The organism is Microbacterium sp. ACRRU, from assembly GCF_022346945.1.
In the GTDB taxonomy this organism is placed as follows: Bacteria; Actinomycetota; Actinomycetes; order Actinomycetales; family Microbacteriaceae; genus Microbacterium; species Microbacterium mcarthurae.
The window spans coordinates 77,076-92,514 of the sequence record NZ_JAKRNI010000003.1 but is presented as its reverse complement, the minus strand read 5'-3'; the positions used below and the strand labels follow the sequence as shown (position 1 = coordinate 92,514).

At 70.0% G+C, this 15,439-nt stretch carries 15 protein-coding genes; 10 read left to right on the top strand and 5 right to left on the bottom strand.

Annotated features, from left to right (window positions below; all coding sequences use genetic code 11):
* Window positions 1–30: 30 nt before the first annotated feature.
* Entirely contained in the window at window positions 31–588 is a 558-nt protein-coding gene (locus MHY30_RS03265) for a DNA modification methylase (RefSeq protein WP_239275070.1), read from the bottom strand.
* Window positions 589–760: 172 nt separating this feature from the next.
* Between MHY30_RS03265 and MHY30_RS03260 the strand changes: the two genes are divergently transcribed.
* On the top strand, window positions 761–1,243 hold the full coding sequence (locus tag MHY30_RS03260) for a CarD family transcriptional regulator (RefSeq protein ID WP_056229249.1): 483 nt from the start codon (window positions 761–763) through the stop codon (window positions 1,241–1,243).
* Window positions 1,244–1,286: 43 nt separating this feature from the next.
* Complete coding sequence (gene ispD, locus MHY30_RS03255; RefSeq protein WP_239275069.1) at window positions 1,287–2,486, top strand: 2-C-methyl-D-erythritol 4-phosphate cytidylyltransferase; 1,200 nt, start codon at window positions 1,287–1,289, stop codon at window positions 2,484–2,486.
* Here ispD and MHY30_RS03250 read toward each other — a convergent pair.
* Window positions 2,483–2,944 carry a GNAT family N-acetyltransferase gene (locus MHY30_RS03250; protein WP_239275068.1) on the bottom strand — a complete coding sequence of 154 codons (462 nt, stop codon included), beginning with the start codon at window positions 2,942–2,944 and terminating at the stop codon, window positions 2,483–2,485. The genes ispD and MHY30_RS03250 overlap by 4 nt on opposite strands.
* A gap of 68 nt (window positions 2,945–3,012) precedes the next feature.
* On the opposite strand from MHY30_RS03250, the gene cysS reads away from it, so the two are divergent.
* Both cysS and rlmB read left to right on the top strand, forming a co-directional pair.
* Complete coding sequence (gene cysS / locus MHY30_RS03245; protein WP_239275067.1) at window positions 3,013–4,410, top strand: cysteine--tRNA ligase; 1,398 nt, start codon at window positions 3,013–3,015, stop codon at window positions 4,408–4,410.
* Window positions 4,407–5,405, top strand: coding sequence for a 23S rRNA (guanosine(2251)-2'-O)-methyltransferase RlmB (rlmB, locus tag MHY30_RS03240; RefSeq protein WP_239275066.1), 999 nt, complete (start codon window positions 4,407–4,409; stop codon window positions 5,403–5,405). Before cysS ends, rlmB begins: the two co-directional genes overlap by 4 nt.
* A 4-nt stretch (window positions 5,406–5,409) precedes the next feature.
* Here rlmB and MHY30_RS03235 read toward each other — a convergent pair whose 3' ends face one another.
* A complete protein-coding gene (locus MHY30_RS03235; protein WP_239275065.1) occupies window positions 5,410–6,414 on the bottom strand; it encodes a ketopantoate reductase family protein in 1,005 nt (334 codons plus the stop codon).
* A 144-nt stretch (window positions 6,415–6,558) separates the two neighbouring features.
* Here MHY30_RS03235 and MHY30_RS03230 point away from each other — a divergent pair, with 144 nt between their 5' ends.
* The 3 genes from MHY30_RS03230 to MHY30_RS03220 are packed head-to-tail and all read left to right on the top strand — an operon-like array spanning window position 6,559 to window position 9,407.
* Window positions 6,559–8,025, top strand: a complete 1,467-nt coding sequence (locus tag MHY30_RS03230) for an amidohydrolase family protein (protein ID WP_239275064.1) — start codon at window positions 6,559–6,561, stop codon at window positions 8,023–8,025.
* Between the two features lie 9 nt (window positions 8,026–8,034).
* Window positions 8,035–8,346, top strand: a complete 312-nt coding sequence (locus MHY30_RS03225) for a Dabb family protein (RefSeq protein WP_239275063.1) — start codon at window positions 8,035–8,037, stop codon at window positions 8,344–8,346.
* Window positions 8,347–8,351: 5 nt separating this feature from the next.
* A complete protein-coding gene (locus MHY30_RS03220; protein ID WP_239275176.1) occupies window positions 8,352–9,407 on the top strand; it encodes a zinc-binding dehydrogenase in 1,056 nt (351 codons plus the stop codon).
* 5 nt (window positions 9,408–9,412) lie between these two features.
* Here the strand turns inward: MHY30_RS03220 and MHY30_RS03215 are convergent, their stop codons facing one another.
* Both MHY30_RS03215 and MHY30_RS03210 read right to left on the bottom strand, forming a co-directional pair.
* Window positions 9,413–10,102 (bottom strand): helix-turn-helix domain-containing protein, encoded by a 690-nt coding sequence (locus MHY30_RS03215; RefSeq protein WP_239275062.1) that lies wholly within the window; start codon window positions 10,100–10,102, stop codon window positions 9,413–9,415.
* A gap of 119 nt (window positions 10,103–10,221) precedes the next feature.
* Complete coding sequence (locus MHY30_RS03210) at window positions 10,222–11,262, bottom strand: ketopantoate reductase family protein (protein WP_239275061.1); 1,041 nt, start codon at window positions 11,260–11,262, stop codon at window positions 10,222–10,224.
* Between the two features lie 125 nt (window positions 11,263–11,387).
* Here MHY30_RS03210 and MHY30_RS03205 point away from each other — a divergent pair, with 125 nt between their 5' ends.
* The 3 genes from MHY30_RS03205 to MHY30_RS03195 all read left to right on the top strand — a co-directional run bounded on the left by MHY30_RS03205 (window position 11,388) and on the right by MHY30_RS03195 (window position 15,356).
* Window positions 11,388–12,821, top strand: coding sequence for an amidohydrolase family protein (locus MHY30_RS03205; protein ID WP_239275060.1), 1,434 nt, complete (start codon window positions 11,388–11,390; stop codon window positions 12,819–12,821).
* A gap of 133 nt (window positions 12,822–12,954) precedes the next feature.
* Entirely contained in the window at window positions 12,955–14,334 is a 1,380-nt protein-coding gene (locus MHY30_RS03200; RefSeq protein ID WP_239275059.1) for an amidohydrolase family protein, read from the top strand.
* The gene (locus tag MHY30_RS03195; RefSeq protein WP_239275058.1) at window positions 14,331–15,356 is read left to right on the top strand and encodes an ABC transporter permease; all 1,026 of its coding nucleotides are present in this window, start codon (window positions 14,331–14,333) and stop codon (window positions 15,354–15,356) included. The genes MHY30_RS03200 and MHY30_RS03195 overlap by 4 nt, the downstream gene beginning before the upstream one ends.
* Window positions 15,357–15,439: the final 83 nt, after the last annotated feature.

The window sequence follows — 15,439 nt, the reverse complement described above, 5'->3', positions numbered from 1 at the left end:
CGGGAGAACCGTCGGCGCCTTCGTGCGCAGTCAGGAGGACGGCGTCGGCGTGGGCGTGGGCGTGGCCGAGGGCGTCGTCGCCGGAACGAGAGCACTCGTCGGCGTGGGCGTGGGGGCGAGCGGGCTCAGGTACTCGAGGGCGCCGTCGAGGACGGGCACCTGAATGAGAGCGCCTTCGCCGTCGCCGGACTGGAAGAAGACGGGGACGGTCGAGCCGGGTGCGCCCTCGAAGCCCTCGAGGGGGAGCGGCTCGACGTCGTTGGCCAGGTCGCCCAGGCTCAGCGTGCGGCCGGCCGGAACGTTCACCGAGGCACGGATGACGTCGCTGCCCTCGCCGACCTCCAGGCGCAGGGTCTGCGCCTCGGCGGTGTCGTTGACGATCGCCGCGACCAGGTTGCCGGCGGTGCCCTCGTCGTCGGCCACGATCAGGGCGTTGCGCACCTGCAGGGGTCCCGACTCGGGAACATTGACTCCGTCGGAGGCGGAGTACTCGATGGTCGTCGCCTGGGGCGCGATGAGGTTGCATCCCGTCGTTCCGAGAACGACGGCGGCACCAACGGCCAAGGACGCGAACAGGCGCGTTTTCACGGATCCTCCCGGAACGACAGACGGCATCCAGATCATCCTACGGGGTCGGGGAGGACGAGCAGCCCGCGGGCGCCGCCTCGCGCGCACGGGGACCGGAGGGGTGCGGGTGGGGCGGAACCTTAGCGCATCAGGGCCTGTGGTATCCTGGATGTTGCCGAAAGGACATAACTCCATGCTTTTTGAGGTTGGCGAGACCGTCGTTTACCCGCACCATGGCGCGGCCACGATCATCGAGGTCAAAGAACGCGTCATCAAGGGCGAGACGAAGAAGTACCTGAAGCTCAACGTCACGCAGGGCGACCTGGTCATCGAGGTCCCCGCCGACAACGTCGACCTCGTGGGCGTTCGTGACGTGATCGGCAAAGAGGGTCTCGACCGCGTCTTCGAGGTGCTGCGTGCGCCCTTCACAGAGGAGCCGACCAACTGGTCGCGCCGCTACAAGGCGAACCTCGAGAAGTTGGCTTCGGGCGACGTCATCAAGGTGAGCGAGGTCGTGCGCGACCTGTGGCGCCGTGACCAGGACCGCGGTCTGTCCGCGGGCGAGAAGCGCATGCTGGCCAAGGCCCGGCAGATCCTCGTCTCCGAGCTCGCTCTGGCGGAGAAGACCGACGAAGACCGTGCGAGCGTCGTGCTCGACGAGGTCCTCGCCTCCTGATCGTCGGCGCGGTTCTCCCGCGCGTGCGCGCTAGCGTGGTCGGGTGATTCCCTCACCCGTACCGCGTCTGGCCGTCATCGTCGTCGCCGCCGGCTCCGGCACTCGCTTGAACGGCGGTGCTCCCAAGGCCTTCGTCGGCCTCGACGAACACACGATCCTGCGTCATGCCCTTCGGGGGGTGTTCGCTGCGCCGCGCGCGCAGGTGGTCGTCGTCGTGCCCGCGGGGTTCGAGGGCCCTGCTCTCACGGAGGTCCGTGAGGTGGCGGGCGATCGAATCGATCTGGTGTCGGTCGTGGCCGGGGGAACGACGCGCCAGTCCTCGGTGGCGGCCGGTCTCGCGGCCCTCTGGGCGGACGTCGACACCGTCCTCGTCCACGACGCTGCCCGCGCGCTCACGCCCCCGTCGGTGTTCGAACGCGTCGTCGCCGCGCTCGATCAGGGTGCGGACGCGGTCATCCCGGCGGTGCCCGTCGTGGACACCATCAAAAAGGTGGATGCCACCGGGGCCATCGTCGCGGCCGTCGACCGCTCCGAGCTCGCCGCTGCGCAGACGCCGCAGGGATTCCGCCGGCACGTGCTGGTGGAGGCGGTGAACGCCGCCGACGCCGACCATACGGACGACGCCGCTCTCGTCGCCGCCGCCGGCCACCCCGTGATCACGGTCGCGGGGGACGCGACATCCTTCAAGATCACGACCGCTCCCGATCTCGATCGCGCACGAGCGCTCGTGTCGGACTCGCCGGCGATCACCGCCCCCGCCCGCGCGCTCCCCGCTCCCCGGGTCGGCGTCGGCACCGACGTGCACGCGTTCGGCGGCGAGGGCTCGCTGTGGCTGGCGGGCCTGGAATGGCCGGGAGAACCGGCACTGTCCGGCCACTCCGACGGCGATGCGGTGGCGCACGCGATCGTCGACGCCCTGCTAGCCGCGGCGGGCCTCGGCGACATCGGCACCCACTTCGGCACGGATCGTCCCGAGTTCGCGGGCGCGCACGCGAAGGCGTTCCTCGCACATACGCGAGAGCTGCTGGGCGCGGCGGGCTGGCGCATCGGGAACGTCTCGGTGCAGGTGCAGGCCAACCGACCGCGCTTCGCTGCGCGGCGGGCCGAGGCCGAGCGGGTGCTCTCCGCGGCCCTCGGCGGTGCGCCGGTGTCGGTGAGTGCGACGACCACCGATGGTCTCGGTTTCACCGGACGCACCGAGGGCGTCGCCGCCTTCGCGACCGCGCTCGTCGTCCCGGCCTAGAGCTCGCGCATCATGAAGGTCGAGAGCGGGTCGGGCCGGTACGACCCGAACGGCCCGCATTCGACGAATCCCTCGCTCCGGTAGAGGCCGCGTGCGGCGAGGAAGTCGTCGCCGCTTCCGGTCTCCAACCACAGGCTCCGGATGCCGCGGCCGCGCGCCTCGTTCATGATGTGCCGCAGAATCGCGCGGCCGACCCCCTGCCCGAGGAACTGTTCGGTGACGCGCATCGACTTCAGCTCACCCGCGTCCTCGCCCCACGGGGCGAGCGCGCCGATACCGGCGAGCTCGCCGTCGACACGTGCGGACCACAGGAGCGCGCCCCCGTCCAGGAGCGCGTCGGCGTCGAGGGCGTGGCAGCTCTCGGGCGGGGTGTTCTCCCGCATCCCGGACACGTGTGCGGTGACGAGCGCGCGTGTGTCGGCGGCGGACACGTCGTCGAGTCGGATCTCCCACACCATGAGGCGACCCTAGCGGGGCCGTGTTTCGGGCCCGGGTCGCCGTCCGAGGCGGCCGATAGGCTGGAGCGGTGACCGTCCGGCTGTATGACACGAAAGCGCAGGCTCTGCGCGACTTCGTCCCCGTCGACCCCACGAACGTCACGATGTACGTCTGCGGGCCCACGGTCCAGTCCGGCCCGCACATCGGTCACGTCCGCGCCGCCCTCGCTTTCGATCTGCTTCGCCGCTGGCTGCAGTACCGCTTCGAACGGGTGACGTTCGTCCGCAACGTCACCGACATCGACGACAAGGTGCTCGCCAACGCCACCGACGCCGAGCCGTGGTGGGCGCTGGCCTATCGCATGGAGCTGGAGTTCACCCGCGCCTACGCCTCCGTCGGCATCCTGCCCCCGACGTACGAGCCCCGCGCGACCGCATCGGTGACCCAGATGCAGGAGCTCATCGCTCAGCTGATCGATCGCGGGCACGCCTACGCCGCCGCGGGCGACGTCTACTTCGATGTGCGCTCGTGGCCCGCCTACGGCGAGCTCACGCACCAGAGCGTGGATGCCATGGAGTCCGCCGCCGACGCCGATCCCCGCGGCAAGCGCGACCCGCGGGATTTCGCCCTGTGGAAGGGGGCGAAGGAGGGCGAGCCCGCGTCGGCGACCTGGGCGTCGCCGTGGGGCGCGGGACGACCCGGATGGCACATCGAGTGCTCCGCGATGTCGCGGCGCTACCTCGGCCCGACGTTCGACATCCACGGGGGTGGCCTCGACCTGCGCTTCCCGCACCACGAGAACGAGATCGCGCAGTCCACCGCGGCCGGCGATGCCTTCGCGCGCTACTGGGTGCACAACGGTCTCGTGACCGTCGACGGGCAGAAGATGTCGAAGTCGCTCGGCAACTTCACGCTCGCTTCCGACGTGCTCGCCGCGCGCGATCCGCGGGTGGTGCGGTATGCGCTCGCCGGCGCCCACTACCGGTCGAGTCTCGATATCTCGGACCGTGCTTTCGAAGAGGCCGAAAGCGCCCTCGGGCGCGTGGATGCCTTCATCGCGAACGTCGAGCGCGTCTTCGGACCGTCGCTGCGCACGACCCTTCCGTCCGAGTTCGAGGAAGCGCTCGACGACGATCTGAACGTGCCGCGTGCTCTCGCGGTTCTGCACGAGACCGTTCGTGCAGGCAACAGAGCCTATGATTGGGCGGGCGATCCGAGCGTGGAGATCGAAAGACACGCATCGGACGTCCTCGGGATGATCCACGTGCTCGGACTGGAACGGTCCGCCTTCGCGGGTTCCCGAGATCACGCCGACGCCGCCGCAGAGTCGACACTGGATTCGCTCATGCGCGGACTCGTCGACGAGCGCGCCCGTGCGCGCGCCGACAAGGACTGGGCCGCTGCCGATCGCATCCGTGATGCCATCGCCGCCGCCGGAATCACGCTGGAGGACACTCCGGCCGGAACCACCTGGAGTATCGAATGAGCAAGCCTGGACGGCCCGGAGCCCGCAAGCCCGGCAAGAAGAAAGGCCCGCTGAAGGGAACCGGCGGTCACTCGCGCAAGGCGCTCGAGGGCAAGGGCCCCACGCCCAAGGCGGAGGACCGCAGCTGGCACGTCGCCGGCAAGCGCAAGGCCGCTCAGGAGCGTTACGCCGCCGCCGGTGGCAAGGGCAAGCCCGGGGTGCGCCCGGTCGGCTCCTCGCAGAACCGCGCGCGGCCCAAGCAGTCCGACGACACCGAAACCGTCACCGGCCGCAACTCGGTCCTCGAGGCGCTGCGCGCGAAGATCCCTGCGACGGCGTTCTACATCGCGCAGCGCGTCGAGATGGACGACCGTGTCAAGGAGATGCTGTCGATCGCTACGCACCGTGGCATCCCCGTGCTCGAGGTCACCCGGCCCGAACTGGACCGGATGGCGGGCTTCGACGGCGTTCACCAGGGCGTCGCCCTGAAGGTGCCGCCGTACGAGTACGCCCACCCGCAGGACATGCTCGAGCAGATCATCGACCGTGGCGAGCTGCCGCTCCTGGTCGCTCTCGACGGTGTGACCGATCCGCGCAATCTCGGCGCGATCATCCGCTCGACCGCCGCTTTCGGGGGTCAGGGTCTCGTCCTGCCGCAGCGTCGATCGGCGAGCGTGAACTCGGCGGCCTGGAAGACCAGCGCCGGTGCGGCTGCGCGCGTGCCGGTGGCGCTCGCGGCGAACCTCACCGCGACGCTGAAGGACTTCAAGAAGCAGGGCGTCTTCGTGCTCGGCCTCGCCGGCGACGGCGACGTGTCGCTGCCCGAGCTGGAACTGGCCGACCGCCCCGTCGTCATCGTCGTCGGGTCCGAGGGCAAGGGCCTGTCGCGCCTGGTGACCGAGACGTGCGATCAGGTGGTGTCGATCCCGATCTCGACGGCGACCGAGTCGCTGAACGCGGGGATCGCGGCATCCGTCGCCCTGTACCAGGTCTCGACGCTGCGTAACGCCAACTGATCCCTCAGCCGCGCTGCATCTCGCGCAGCGCGGCCGGGGACGGTTCGACGTCGCCCCGCTCGATGGCGTGTCCGACGGCGACGATCGCCTCGTTGACGGGCGTCGGGATGCCGAGCCGGCGGCCCGCGGCCACGACGGCGCCGTTGATGTCGTCGACTTCGCTGTGCCGGCCCTTGCGCCAGTCCTGGAGCACCGTGGTCGTCGCCCCCGGCACGGTGAACCGTTCGTAGAGCGCATCGAGCATCGTCTCCACGACATCCGGCGAGTCCGCGATCGACGCGGGCGTGAGGCCGAAGATCGGCAGCACGCGGTGGGTGCCCGCCACTCGCAGTGCCTCACGGCCCGCCTCGAGCATGACGTCGCGCATGCCCGGCACCGTGATGGCATCCACCATGGGCAGACCGAGTGCCGCCGTGGGAACCAGCACCGATGCGTTGCTGACGAGCTTCATCCACTTCGCCGAGGCGATGTCGTCGACGCGGGCGACCTCGCCCGAGTGCGACAGGAGGTCTGCCACGTCTGCGCCGCGCGGGGCTCGAGCATCCACGGCGAACCAGGACCGCTCGGGATCGACGTGGCGATGCACGATGCCGGGGTCGGTCATCGTCGAGGAGATCTCGATCACGGCACCGACGCACCGGTCCGCTCCGACCACGTCGGCGACCGCCTCTGTCGTCATGCCGTTCTGCACGGCGGCGATCGCACCGTCGGGGGCGAGATACGGCTCGATGAGCGCGGCGGACCAGCGGGCGTCGTACGCCTTGGTCACCAGGAGAACCAGGTCGAACCGCTCCCGCAGGGTCGCAACCTCGCACAGGTGAAGTGTGCGCGGGTGCACGTGCCGGATTCCGGACGGCATCTCGATGCGGAGGCCGTCGCGGCGCATCGCCTCCACGTGCGCCGGCCACTGTTCGATGAGCACCGGGTCGAGGCCGGCGTGGATCAGATCCGCGCCGATGGAGGCGCCGTTGGCCCCCGCGCCCAGGACGGCGATGGACGGTGTGGTCATCATGCTCCTTCGTTGGAGTGGGGGCGAACGTACGAGACACGACCGCGCAATTCATGAAACTCGGCTGAACGTTCCGTCCCGCTCTTGCCGGGAACTTGGGAAGAGTGTAAACCAGGAACGAACATTCTCAATGGGGAGAAGACCATGACCGACAGCACACCCTCCGCTGAGCAGTTCTCGGCGGACCGCCCGTTCGTCTTCCGCAACGCCACCGTCATCACCATGGACGAGCAGGGCGTGCTGAACGACGCCGACGTTCTCGTGATCGGCCGCGACATCGCCGCGGTCGGGCACCGACTCGCCGTTCCCGAGGGCACTCTCGAGATCGATGCCGCCGGCGGCATCGTCACCCCCGGGTTCGTCGACACCCACCGTCACATGTGGCAGTCCGCGTTGCGCGGATACGGCGGGGACTGGGCGCTCAGCCAATACTTCGTCTTCTACTACCTGAACTGGGGAGAGGTGTTCCGCCCCGAAGACGTCTACGCCGGCAACCTCCTCAGCGCGCTGGAATCCGTCGACACCGGTGTCACCACGACGCTCGACTGGTCGCACGGCCTCCGCACTCCCGAGTACGGGGAGGCGGCGCTCCAGGCGTTGCGCGAGATCCCGGGGCGGTTCGTCCTCGGCTACGGCAACTATCTCGGCGCGCCGTGGGAGTGGGCCAACGCTCCCGAGTTCCGCGACTTCGTCTCGCGCAACTTCTCGGCGCCCGACGACATGATGACGCTGCAGCTGGCCTTCGACGTCCCCGGTTCCCCAGAGTTCCCCGAGCGGGGCGCGTTCGAGGCGGCGCGCGAACTCGGCCTGCGCGTGACCACGCACGCCGGTGTCTGGGGAGCCACGACCGACACCGCGATCACGCAGATGTACGACGCCGGGTTCATGACGCCCGAGATCTGCTACGTCCACTCCGCGTCGCTCAACGAGCAGAGCTACCAGAAGATCGCGGCGACCGGGGGGACCGTGTCGGTGGCCACCGAGTCCGAGCAGAGCGCCGGCCAGGGATACCCCTCGACGTGGGCGATCCGCAAGCACGGAATCCCGGCATCTCTCTCGATGGACACGAGCGTCTGGTGGAGCGCCGACTTCTTCTCGGCCATGCGGGCAACCCTGAGCGCCGACCGCTCACGCGACCACCTCGAGGCGCACGCCCGGGGTGAGACCATCGTGGCCAACCGGCTGCGGGCCGAGGACGTGCTGCGGATGGCGACGATGGGCGGTGCGCGTTCCCTCGGTCTCGAGGATCGCATCGGTTCATTGACGCCCGGCAAGCGCGCCGACATCGTGCTGATCAAGAACGACGAGTCTCCCGCGATGACCCCGATCCTCCACCCGTACGCGCACGTGGTGTACCAGGCCGGGACCGCGGACGTCCACACGGTCGTCGTGAACGGAAAGGTCGTCAAGTACCAGGGGACCCGCATCGGCCTTCCTCTGGCGCCCGTGCGGGACAAGGTGGCCGCGTCGGTGGAGTACGTGCGCTCGAAGCTGGGCGACCAGGCGTGGGAAGAGGGCATGCACCCCGAGATCCCCGTCGACGAGGAGATCGAGAACCCGTACCGCTACACCGACGGCGACGCCCACGTCGTCGCCCGCGCCCAGGACTGAGGAGACCGGATGATTCTGCACGCCGCCCTGTTCACGTGGAGGTCCGAGGTCACCCCCGAGGAGGTGGAGGCTCTGACCGAAGCGCTCGAGGACATGGCGGCGGGCCTACCGGTCCTGCGCGGATATCGGTGTGGCGTGAATCTGCGCCTACGCCCGAGCCCCGCGGACTACGCCGTCGTCGCTCTCGTCGACGATGAGCAGGCGCTCGCTGCGTACCTGGACTCCCCGGCGCACGCGGCGGTGTACGACGCCCACCTGTCCCGGATGATCGAGGACCGCCAGGCGGCGCAGCTCGAGGTTCCCGACGGGACCGCCCTGTGACCGTCATGCGGGCGGCCGTGCTCTACGGGCCGGGGGACCTGCGCGTCGAGAGCCGGCCGGTGCCCGTCCCCGGTCCCGGCGAGGTCCTCGTCCGGGTGACGGGGTGCGGGGTGTGCGGGTCGGATGCCACCGAGTACTCCCGCGGTCCCGTGCTCACGCATCTGCCGGTCGTGCTGGGTCACGAGTTCACCGGGACCGTCGAGGCCGTCGGCGAGGGCGTGGATCTTCCGCTCGACGCGCAGGTGGTGTGCGGCGCCGGGATCTCGTGCGGTGAGTGCAAGCCGTGCCGTGCGGGCCGGACCAACCTGTGCCGCCGCTATCGCACGGCCGGACTGCAGGTGGACGGGGGGCTCGCGGAGTTCGTGCGCGTCCCGGCGGGCACGGTGCAGGATGTCTCGGCGTGGGGGCTGGCATCCGACACGCTCGCGCTCGCGCAGCCGATGGCCATCGCGGTGCACGCGGTGGCGCGGAGCGGGCTCTCGGAGGGGCAGGACGCCGTGGTCGTCGGTGTGGGAGGGATCGGCGCTTTCCTGACGTACGCCGCCGCGTCCGTCGGTGCTCGGGTGCTCGCGGTCGACCGTTCCGAGAGCCGACTCGCTCTCGCCCGCGCTCTCGGAGCCGAACGCACCTTGACGGCCGGGGAGAGCTCCGTCGCCGCTGAGCTGAGGTCTGCGGGGCGCGAGGCCGACGTCCTGTTCGAGGTGAGCGGGTCTCGGGCCGGATGGGACGAGGTCGTCGACGCGGCCCTCCCGGGCGCGGTGCTCGTACCCGTCGGCATCCAGCGCGAGGACATCCCCGTCCCTCTGGGAGCGTGGACGTTGCGCGAATACACGATCGTCGGCACCGTCGCCCACGCGATCGCGGCCGATCTCCCTCGCGCGGTGGAGCTGCTGGCCGCCCGGGCGGACTGGTCCGACGTCGCCGACGAGGTGCTCCCTCTCGACGAGGTCGCGGAGGGGGCGCTCGGCCCCCTGACCCGCGGAGGGTCGCGCCAGATCAAGACCGTGATCGACCCGACCGCGACACGGCGGCGCGTGGCGCGACACGGCGCGGTGCGCTGAGGGCGTCAGCGGCCGAGGTCGTCCATCGCGCGCAGGACGTCGACCGCGGACTCGATCGTCTCGCGGGGCGTGCCGAGCTGCCCCGCCGACGGCATGGCCTGATTGTGCTCGCGGCGTCCGACGACGAACCAGATGCCGCGAGCGATCTGATCGCTCTGGTTGACGTACAGGTGGGGGCGGATCGAGTCGAAGTGCAGGCTGTCGCCCGGCCGGAGGGTGAAGGTGTCGAACTCCAGGCGCAGGGTCAGCTCGCCCTCCAGGAGATAGGCGTACTCCATGCCCGCGTGGCGCATCATCTTGCCCTCCACGGAGCTGGAGGCGCCCGGCTGATAGGTGACGAGCAGAGCATCGGCCGGGCCCGCGCCGGCGGCCAGGCGCTCCCACCGAACGCCGTTCTCCATGTCGAGGACGGCGTTGTCGGCCGCGTGCTGCACGGTGGGGTCGGACGATGTCGGCGCGGGTGAGGGAACCGTCGTCTCGGTGGGAGCGGTCGCGGACACGCCGAGCAGCTCGTCGATGGAGATTCCCAGATGCGTCACGATCGCGTACAGCGTCGACACGGACGGCTGCGTCTTTCCCGTCTCCACCTGAGAGATCAGGCTCGCCGACACGCCCAGAGAGCTCGCGACGCTTCGCAGACTCATCCCGCGCTGCAGCCGCGCGTCACGCAGTCGCTGGCCGATGTCGTCGGTCATGTCCGCGCCTCCTCGTCCGAGGGCGGTGATCCCGATCACCGGGAGACCGCCCGTCGAGGGACCACGCTACCGGCCTGCTCGCGCACATCCTGTGCGCCGCGCCTGAACACGGTGACGCCTCATCCGTTCACGACGACGTCGAGGAGGGCATCGACGTTCGCTGCGGAGCGGGGCATCCGTCCCGCCTCGATCTCTTTCGCGAGGCGAACGGTGTGCGCGTTGTACGGCGCTTCCTGCCCCGCGGCCGCGAGCACGGATACGACGAGCCCGTTCACCTCGTCGTACTCCGCGTGACGACCCTTCATCCAGTCCTGCAGGACCGTCGTCTTGGTGTCGGGGAGGGAGAAGCTGTCGAGCACGGCGCCGAGGAGGTCGGCCGCGTAGCGGTCGGGGTCGGTCACGGCGTCCTCGGAGAGCCCGAAGATCGGCATGAGCCGGCTGCCGTCGGCGAGCGCGGCGCGCGCGGCCTCTTTGCCGCACTCGATCATGAAGTCGTGCACGCCGGGGAGTGCCACCGCGGATGCCAGGGGGAGGTCGAGGATCGCGGAGGGGACGAGTTCACCGGCGTTGGCGACCAGCTTCATCCACTTGGACGAGCGGATGTCGGGCGAGATGTCGACGCGTCCGGTGTGGGAGAGGACCGCCTGGACCTCGGGCTCTCGCCCGCGGGCGCTGTCGTCGTACGCACCGACGGCGAACCATGAGCCCGAGACGGGTGTCTGCCGGTTCACGATGCCGGGTTCGAACATGTTCGACGCGACCTCGATCACGGCGCCCATGGTGCGGTGCGCGCCGACGGCGGCCGCGATGGCATCCTGCGTCATCCCGTTCTGCAGGCCCACGACCAACCCGTCCTCCGCGACGTACGGGGCGATCAGCTCGGCGACCCAGCGGGTGTCGTACGCCTTGACGACGATGAAGACGATGTCGAAGGGCTCGCGGAGGGTCGCCACCTCGCACAGATGCAGGGCGTGGACGGGCGTGACGTGGGTCTCGTCGGGCAGGCGCACTTCGATCCCGCGCGCGCGCATGGCCTCGACGTGCGCCGGCCACTGCTCGATGTACGTGACGTCGAGACCGGCACGGACGAGGTCCGCCCCGATGCTTGCGCCCTGCGCGCCGGTGCCGAGCACGGCGATGCGGGGATTCTTCTGGCCCATGGGTCCTCCTTGACCGGCGGTTTGTGCGCTCAGGCTTTACAAATCTTGCTGCGACTGTACATTCGTGTGTAGTTCAGCACAACGTCGGGTCGAGGAAGACCCGAACGGATCGCGAGGGAGCGAGCATGCGCACACTCATCCGTGACGTGGCGGCGGCCACCGTCGACGACGATCTGGGCGACCTCGCCCGGACCGACATCCTGATCGAGGACGGTGTCATCCGTGAGATCCGCCCCGACATCGCGGTGTCGGACGCCACCGTCATCGAGGGGCGCGACATGATCGCCATCCCCGGGATGGTCGACACCCACCGTCACACGTGGCAGACGGCGCTGCGCGGGATCCTCGCCGACGGCAACATCCCCGACTACCTGAGGGGCATCCGGCTGCACATGGCGCCGCTGTACCGCGCGGACGACATGTACGCCGGCAACTACGTCGGCGCCCTCGACGCGCTCAACTCCGGCATCACGACGATCGTCGACTACTGCCACAACATCCTCGACCCGGACGGCGCGCACGCGGCCGTGACGGGGCTTCGGGATGCCGGCATCCGGGCGCTCTACGCCCACGGCCTCACGCCCATCACGACGAACACCTGGAGCCAGTCCCGCGGCGGGTCGCACGCCGGGGCGGACCCGGCGGCTCTCGCCACGCGCGCGCTGCTGGCCGAGAGGATCCGCGAGGAATACTTCTCCAGCGAGGACCAATTGCTGCGTTTCGGGATCGCGCCGCAGGAGCTGGCCATCGCGCCCGTCGCAGACGTGGCGGCGGAGTTCCGACTGGCGCGTGAGCTCGGCGCGCGGATCACTTTCCACGCCAATCAGGTCATGGTCCGCCAGCTCTTCCAGGACGTGGAGGTGCTTCATGCGCACGGGCTGCTCGCCGACGACCTGCTCCTCGTGCATTGCACCTTCAACACCCCCCACGAGTGGGCGCTGCTCGACGGCAGCGGGGTGACCGTCTCGGTCTGTGCCGAGACCGAGATGCAGATGGGGATGGGGTATCCCGCGATCGCTGAGGTCACGGCTCACACGCCCGGGCCCAGCCTCGGGATCGACTGCGTCTCGGGGAACGGGGGCGACATGATCTCGCACAGTCGCCTCGTGCTGCAGGCGTCGCGCTATCGCGCCGACGAACCCGAGTACGCCGTGATGCGCGCGCCGCAGACGATGTCGTGGACGACGCGCGACGCGTTGCGCTGGGTCACTCTCAACGGGGCGCGTGCGGCCGGCGTCGATCACCTCGTCGGCTCGCTGACCCCGGGTAAACGTGCGGACATCGTCCTGGTGAACATGTCGGGGATCAGCCAGGTCGGGTGGAACCGCGCCGACCCGACCGGGGCCGTGGTGTCGCAGGCGCACGCCGGCTGCGTGGACACGGTGCTCGTGGACGGGCGGATCGTTAAGCGCGGCGGCCTCCTGACGCACGTCGACGTCGGGGCGGCGGCCGCCACGCTCGAGCGCTCGCACGAGTACCTGTACGACCGGATGGGGGGAGCGGGGTCGTTCATCCCGCAGCCTCCCATCGACATCCCGCTGTATCGGGAGCGCGCGTGAATTCAGCGACGCTGGACGTAGGGCTACGGAGTGATAACAAATACTTGACATGTTCAGTCACACTTTCTAGCATCCGAACAACGCACATCACCGGCGCGACGACGCTCCGGTTCGACGAGGGAGTCACCACGACATGAGCACGCGCACGCTGCTGCGGGGAGGGACCGTCATCACCGCGGTCCGGCCCGGCGAGGTCCTCACCGACACCGACATCCTGATCGGTGCAGACGGAACGATCGAGGCCATCGGCCAGGGCCTGGATGCCGCGGACGCCGAGGTCATCGATGTCCGCGGGCGCATCGTGCACCCGGGCTTCGTCGACACCCACCGTCACACCTGGCAGTCGGTCGTTCGCAACCTCGCGTCGGACTGGTCGCTGACGGAGTACCTGGCCGGGCTCCACACCGGACTCAGCAAGCACTTCCGCCCCGAGGATACCTACACCGGCAACTACCTCGGCGCCCTCGAAGCGCTGGACTCCGGCATCACCACCCTGGTCGACTGGTCCCACAACCTCGCCACGCCCGAGCACGCCGATGCGGCGGTCGCGGCGCTCAAGGACACGGGCATGCGGGCGGTCTTCGCGCACGGCGGCGGTGCCGAGCAGTGGGGGAGCCTCCCGTCGGCCAACCCGCACCCCGCCGACGCGCGACGCGTCCGCGACGAGCACTTCTCCTCCGGCGACGGACTGGTGACCATGGCCCTCGCTCTGCGCGGACCCCAGTTCGTCACGCCCGAGGTGAACGTCCTGGACTTCCGCCTCGCCGCCGACCTCGATCTGCGCGTCACGATGCACGCGGGCGACGGATACTGGGGCAAGTCCGGACCCATCCACAAGATGAACGCCGACGGCCTGCTCTCGGACCGCATCACCTACGTGCACTGCTGCACGCTCAGCGACGACGAGTTGCGCCTCATCTCCGACAGCGGCGGAACCGCCTCGGTCGCGCCCGACGTCGAGATGCAGATGGGGCACGGGTTCCCCGCCACCGGTCGTCTGCTGCGCGCGGGCATCCGCCCGACGTTCTCGATCGACGTCTGCAGCTCCAACGGCGGCGACATGTTCGCCACGATGCGCACGGCCATCGGCATGCAGCGGGCGCTCGACAACGCGCCGTCGGTCGACACCGGCGAAGTGCTCGAGCGCATCAGCCTCACGTGCGCCGACGTCGTGCAGTTCGCCACGATCGACGGCGCGCACGCCGCGGGGCTGGCCGAGACGACGGGATCGCTGGCCGTCGGCAAGGCCGCCGACATCGTCGTGCTCGACGATCGTTCGCTCGCCCTGACCCCGCTGAACAACCCGATCGGGAGCCTCGTCTACTCGGCCCACCCGGGTCTCGTCCGCGACGTGTTCGTGCAGGGACGACGAGTGAAGAAGGACGGCGAGCTGGTCGGAGTCGACCTCGCCCGGCTGAAGGCGGATGCCGAGGCATCCCGCTCGTACCTGCTCGGACAGATGCCGGAGGCCCGGCTCGACGGCACCTGGCACCCCACACTGGTGACGGCATGACCGGTCTCGCCGCTCCCGCCCGCATCGCGCCGAAGGACCACGGCCCCACGGCGCGGATGGTGCTCGCCTGGCCCGGCACCCGCGCGCTCATCGCGGTGGCCGCGCTGTTCCTGGTGAGCCCCCTCATCGCGCCGGGCAGCGTTGGACCGACCGCGATCGTGTCGATGCTGCCGTTCGCGGCCCTCATCGCCATCGTCGCCATCGGACAGACCCTCGTCATCCAGCAGGGCGGCCTCGACCTGTCGATTCCCGGCGCGGTGACCCTGGGCGCCTTGATCGTCGCCCGATTCGGCGGAGACGACGCCCTGGGGCTTCCCGCCGCGATCGTGGCCGCCATCGTCGCGACCGCCGCGTTCGGCCTCGCCAGCGGCCTGGTCATCACGCTCTTCGGTCTGCCGCCCCTCGTGGTCACCATCGCGGTGAACGCGCTGATGATCGGTACCGTCCAGGCCGTCTCCGGGGGCTTCGCGACCCAGAGCCCCGACGCGCTGAACCAGTTCGCGCTCAGCCGGTGGGGCGGCATCCCGGTCCTCGTCTTCTTCGCGGTCGCGCTGACCCTCGCGGTGCACATCGTGCTGAAGCTGACGCGGCTCGGCCGCCGCTTCGAGCTCGTCGGGGAGAACCCCCGCAGCGCGGCGAATCTCGGCATCGGCACACGCGGCTACACGATCGTGGCGTATGTGCTCTCGGCGGGTCTCGCCGCCGCCGGTGGCGTGCTGCTCGCGGGACTCCTGCGCACCCCCACGCTGACCGCGGGCGACGACTACCTGCTGCCCTCGATCGCCGCGGTCGTCCTCGGCGGTACCGCCCTCACGGGCGGCCGGGGGAGTGTCGTCGGCACCGCGCTCGGCGCTCTCTTCCTCGCCCAGCTCACGCAGCTGGTCCAGACGTTCACGCAGGCCACCGCCGTGCAGAACATCGTCCAGGCGCTCATCATCGGCGTCGGGATCGTCGCCCAGCTGCAGCTGGGAGGCACTACGTCACGTATCCGGAATCTCATGAGACGGCGTCCCGGAGCCTGAACCGGCCCTCCGAACACCGCGGCCCACGGGTCGACGGGCGACCCGTCACGCCCACCCACGTCCCTGCATACCCGATCACCCAC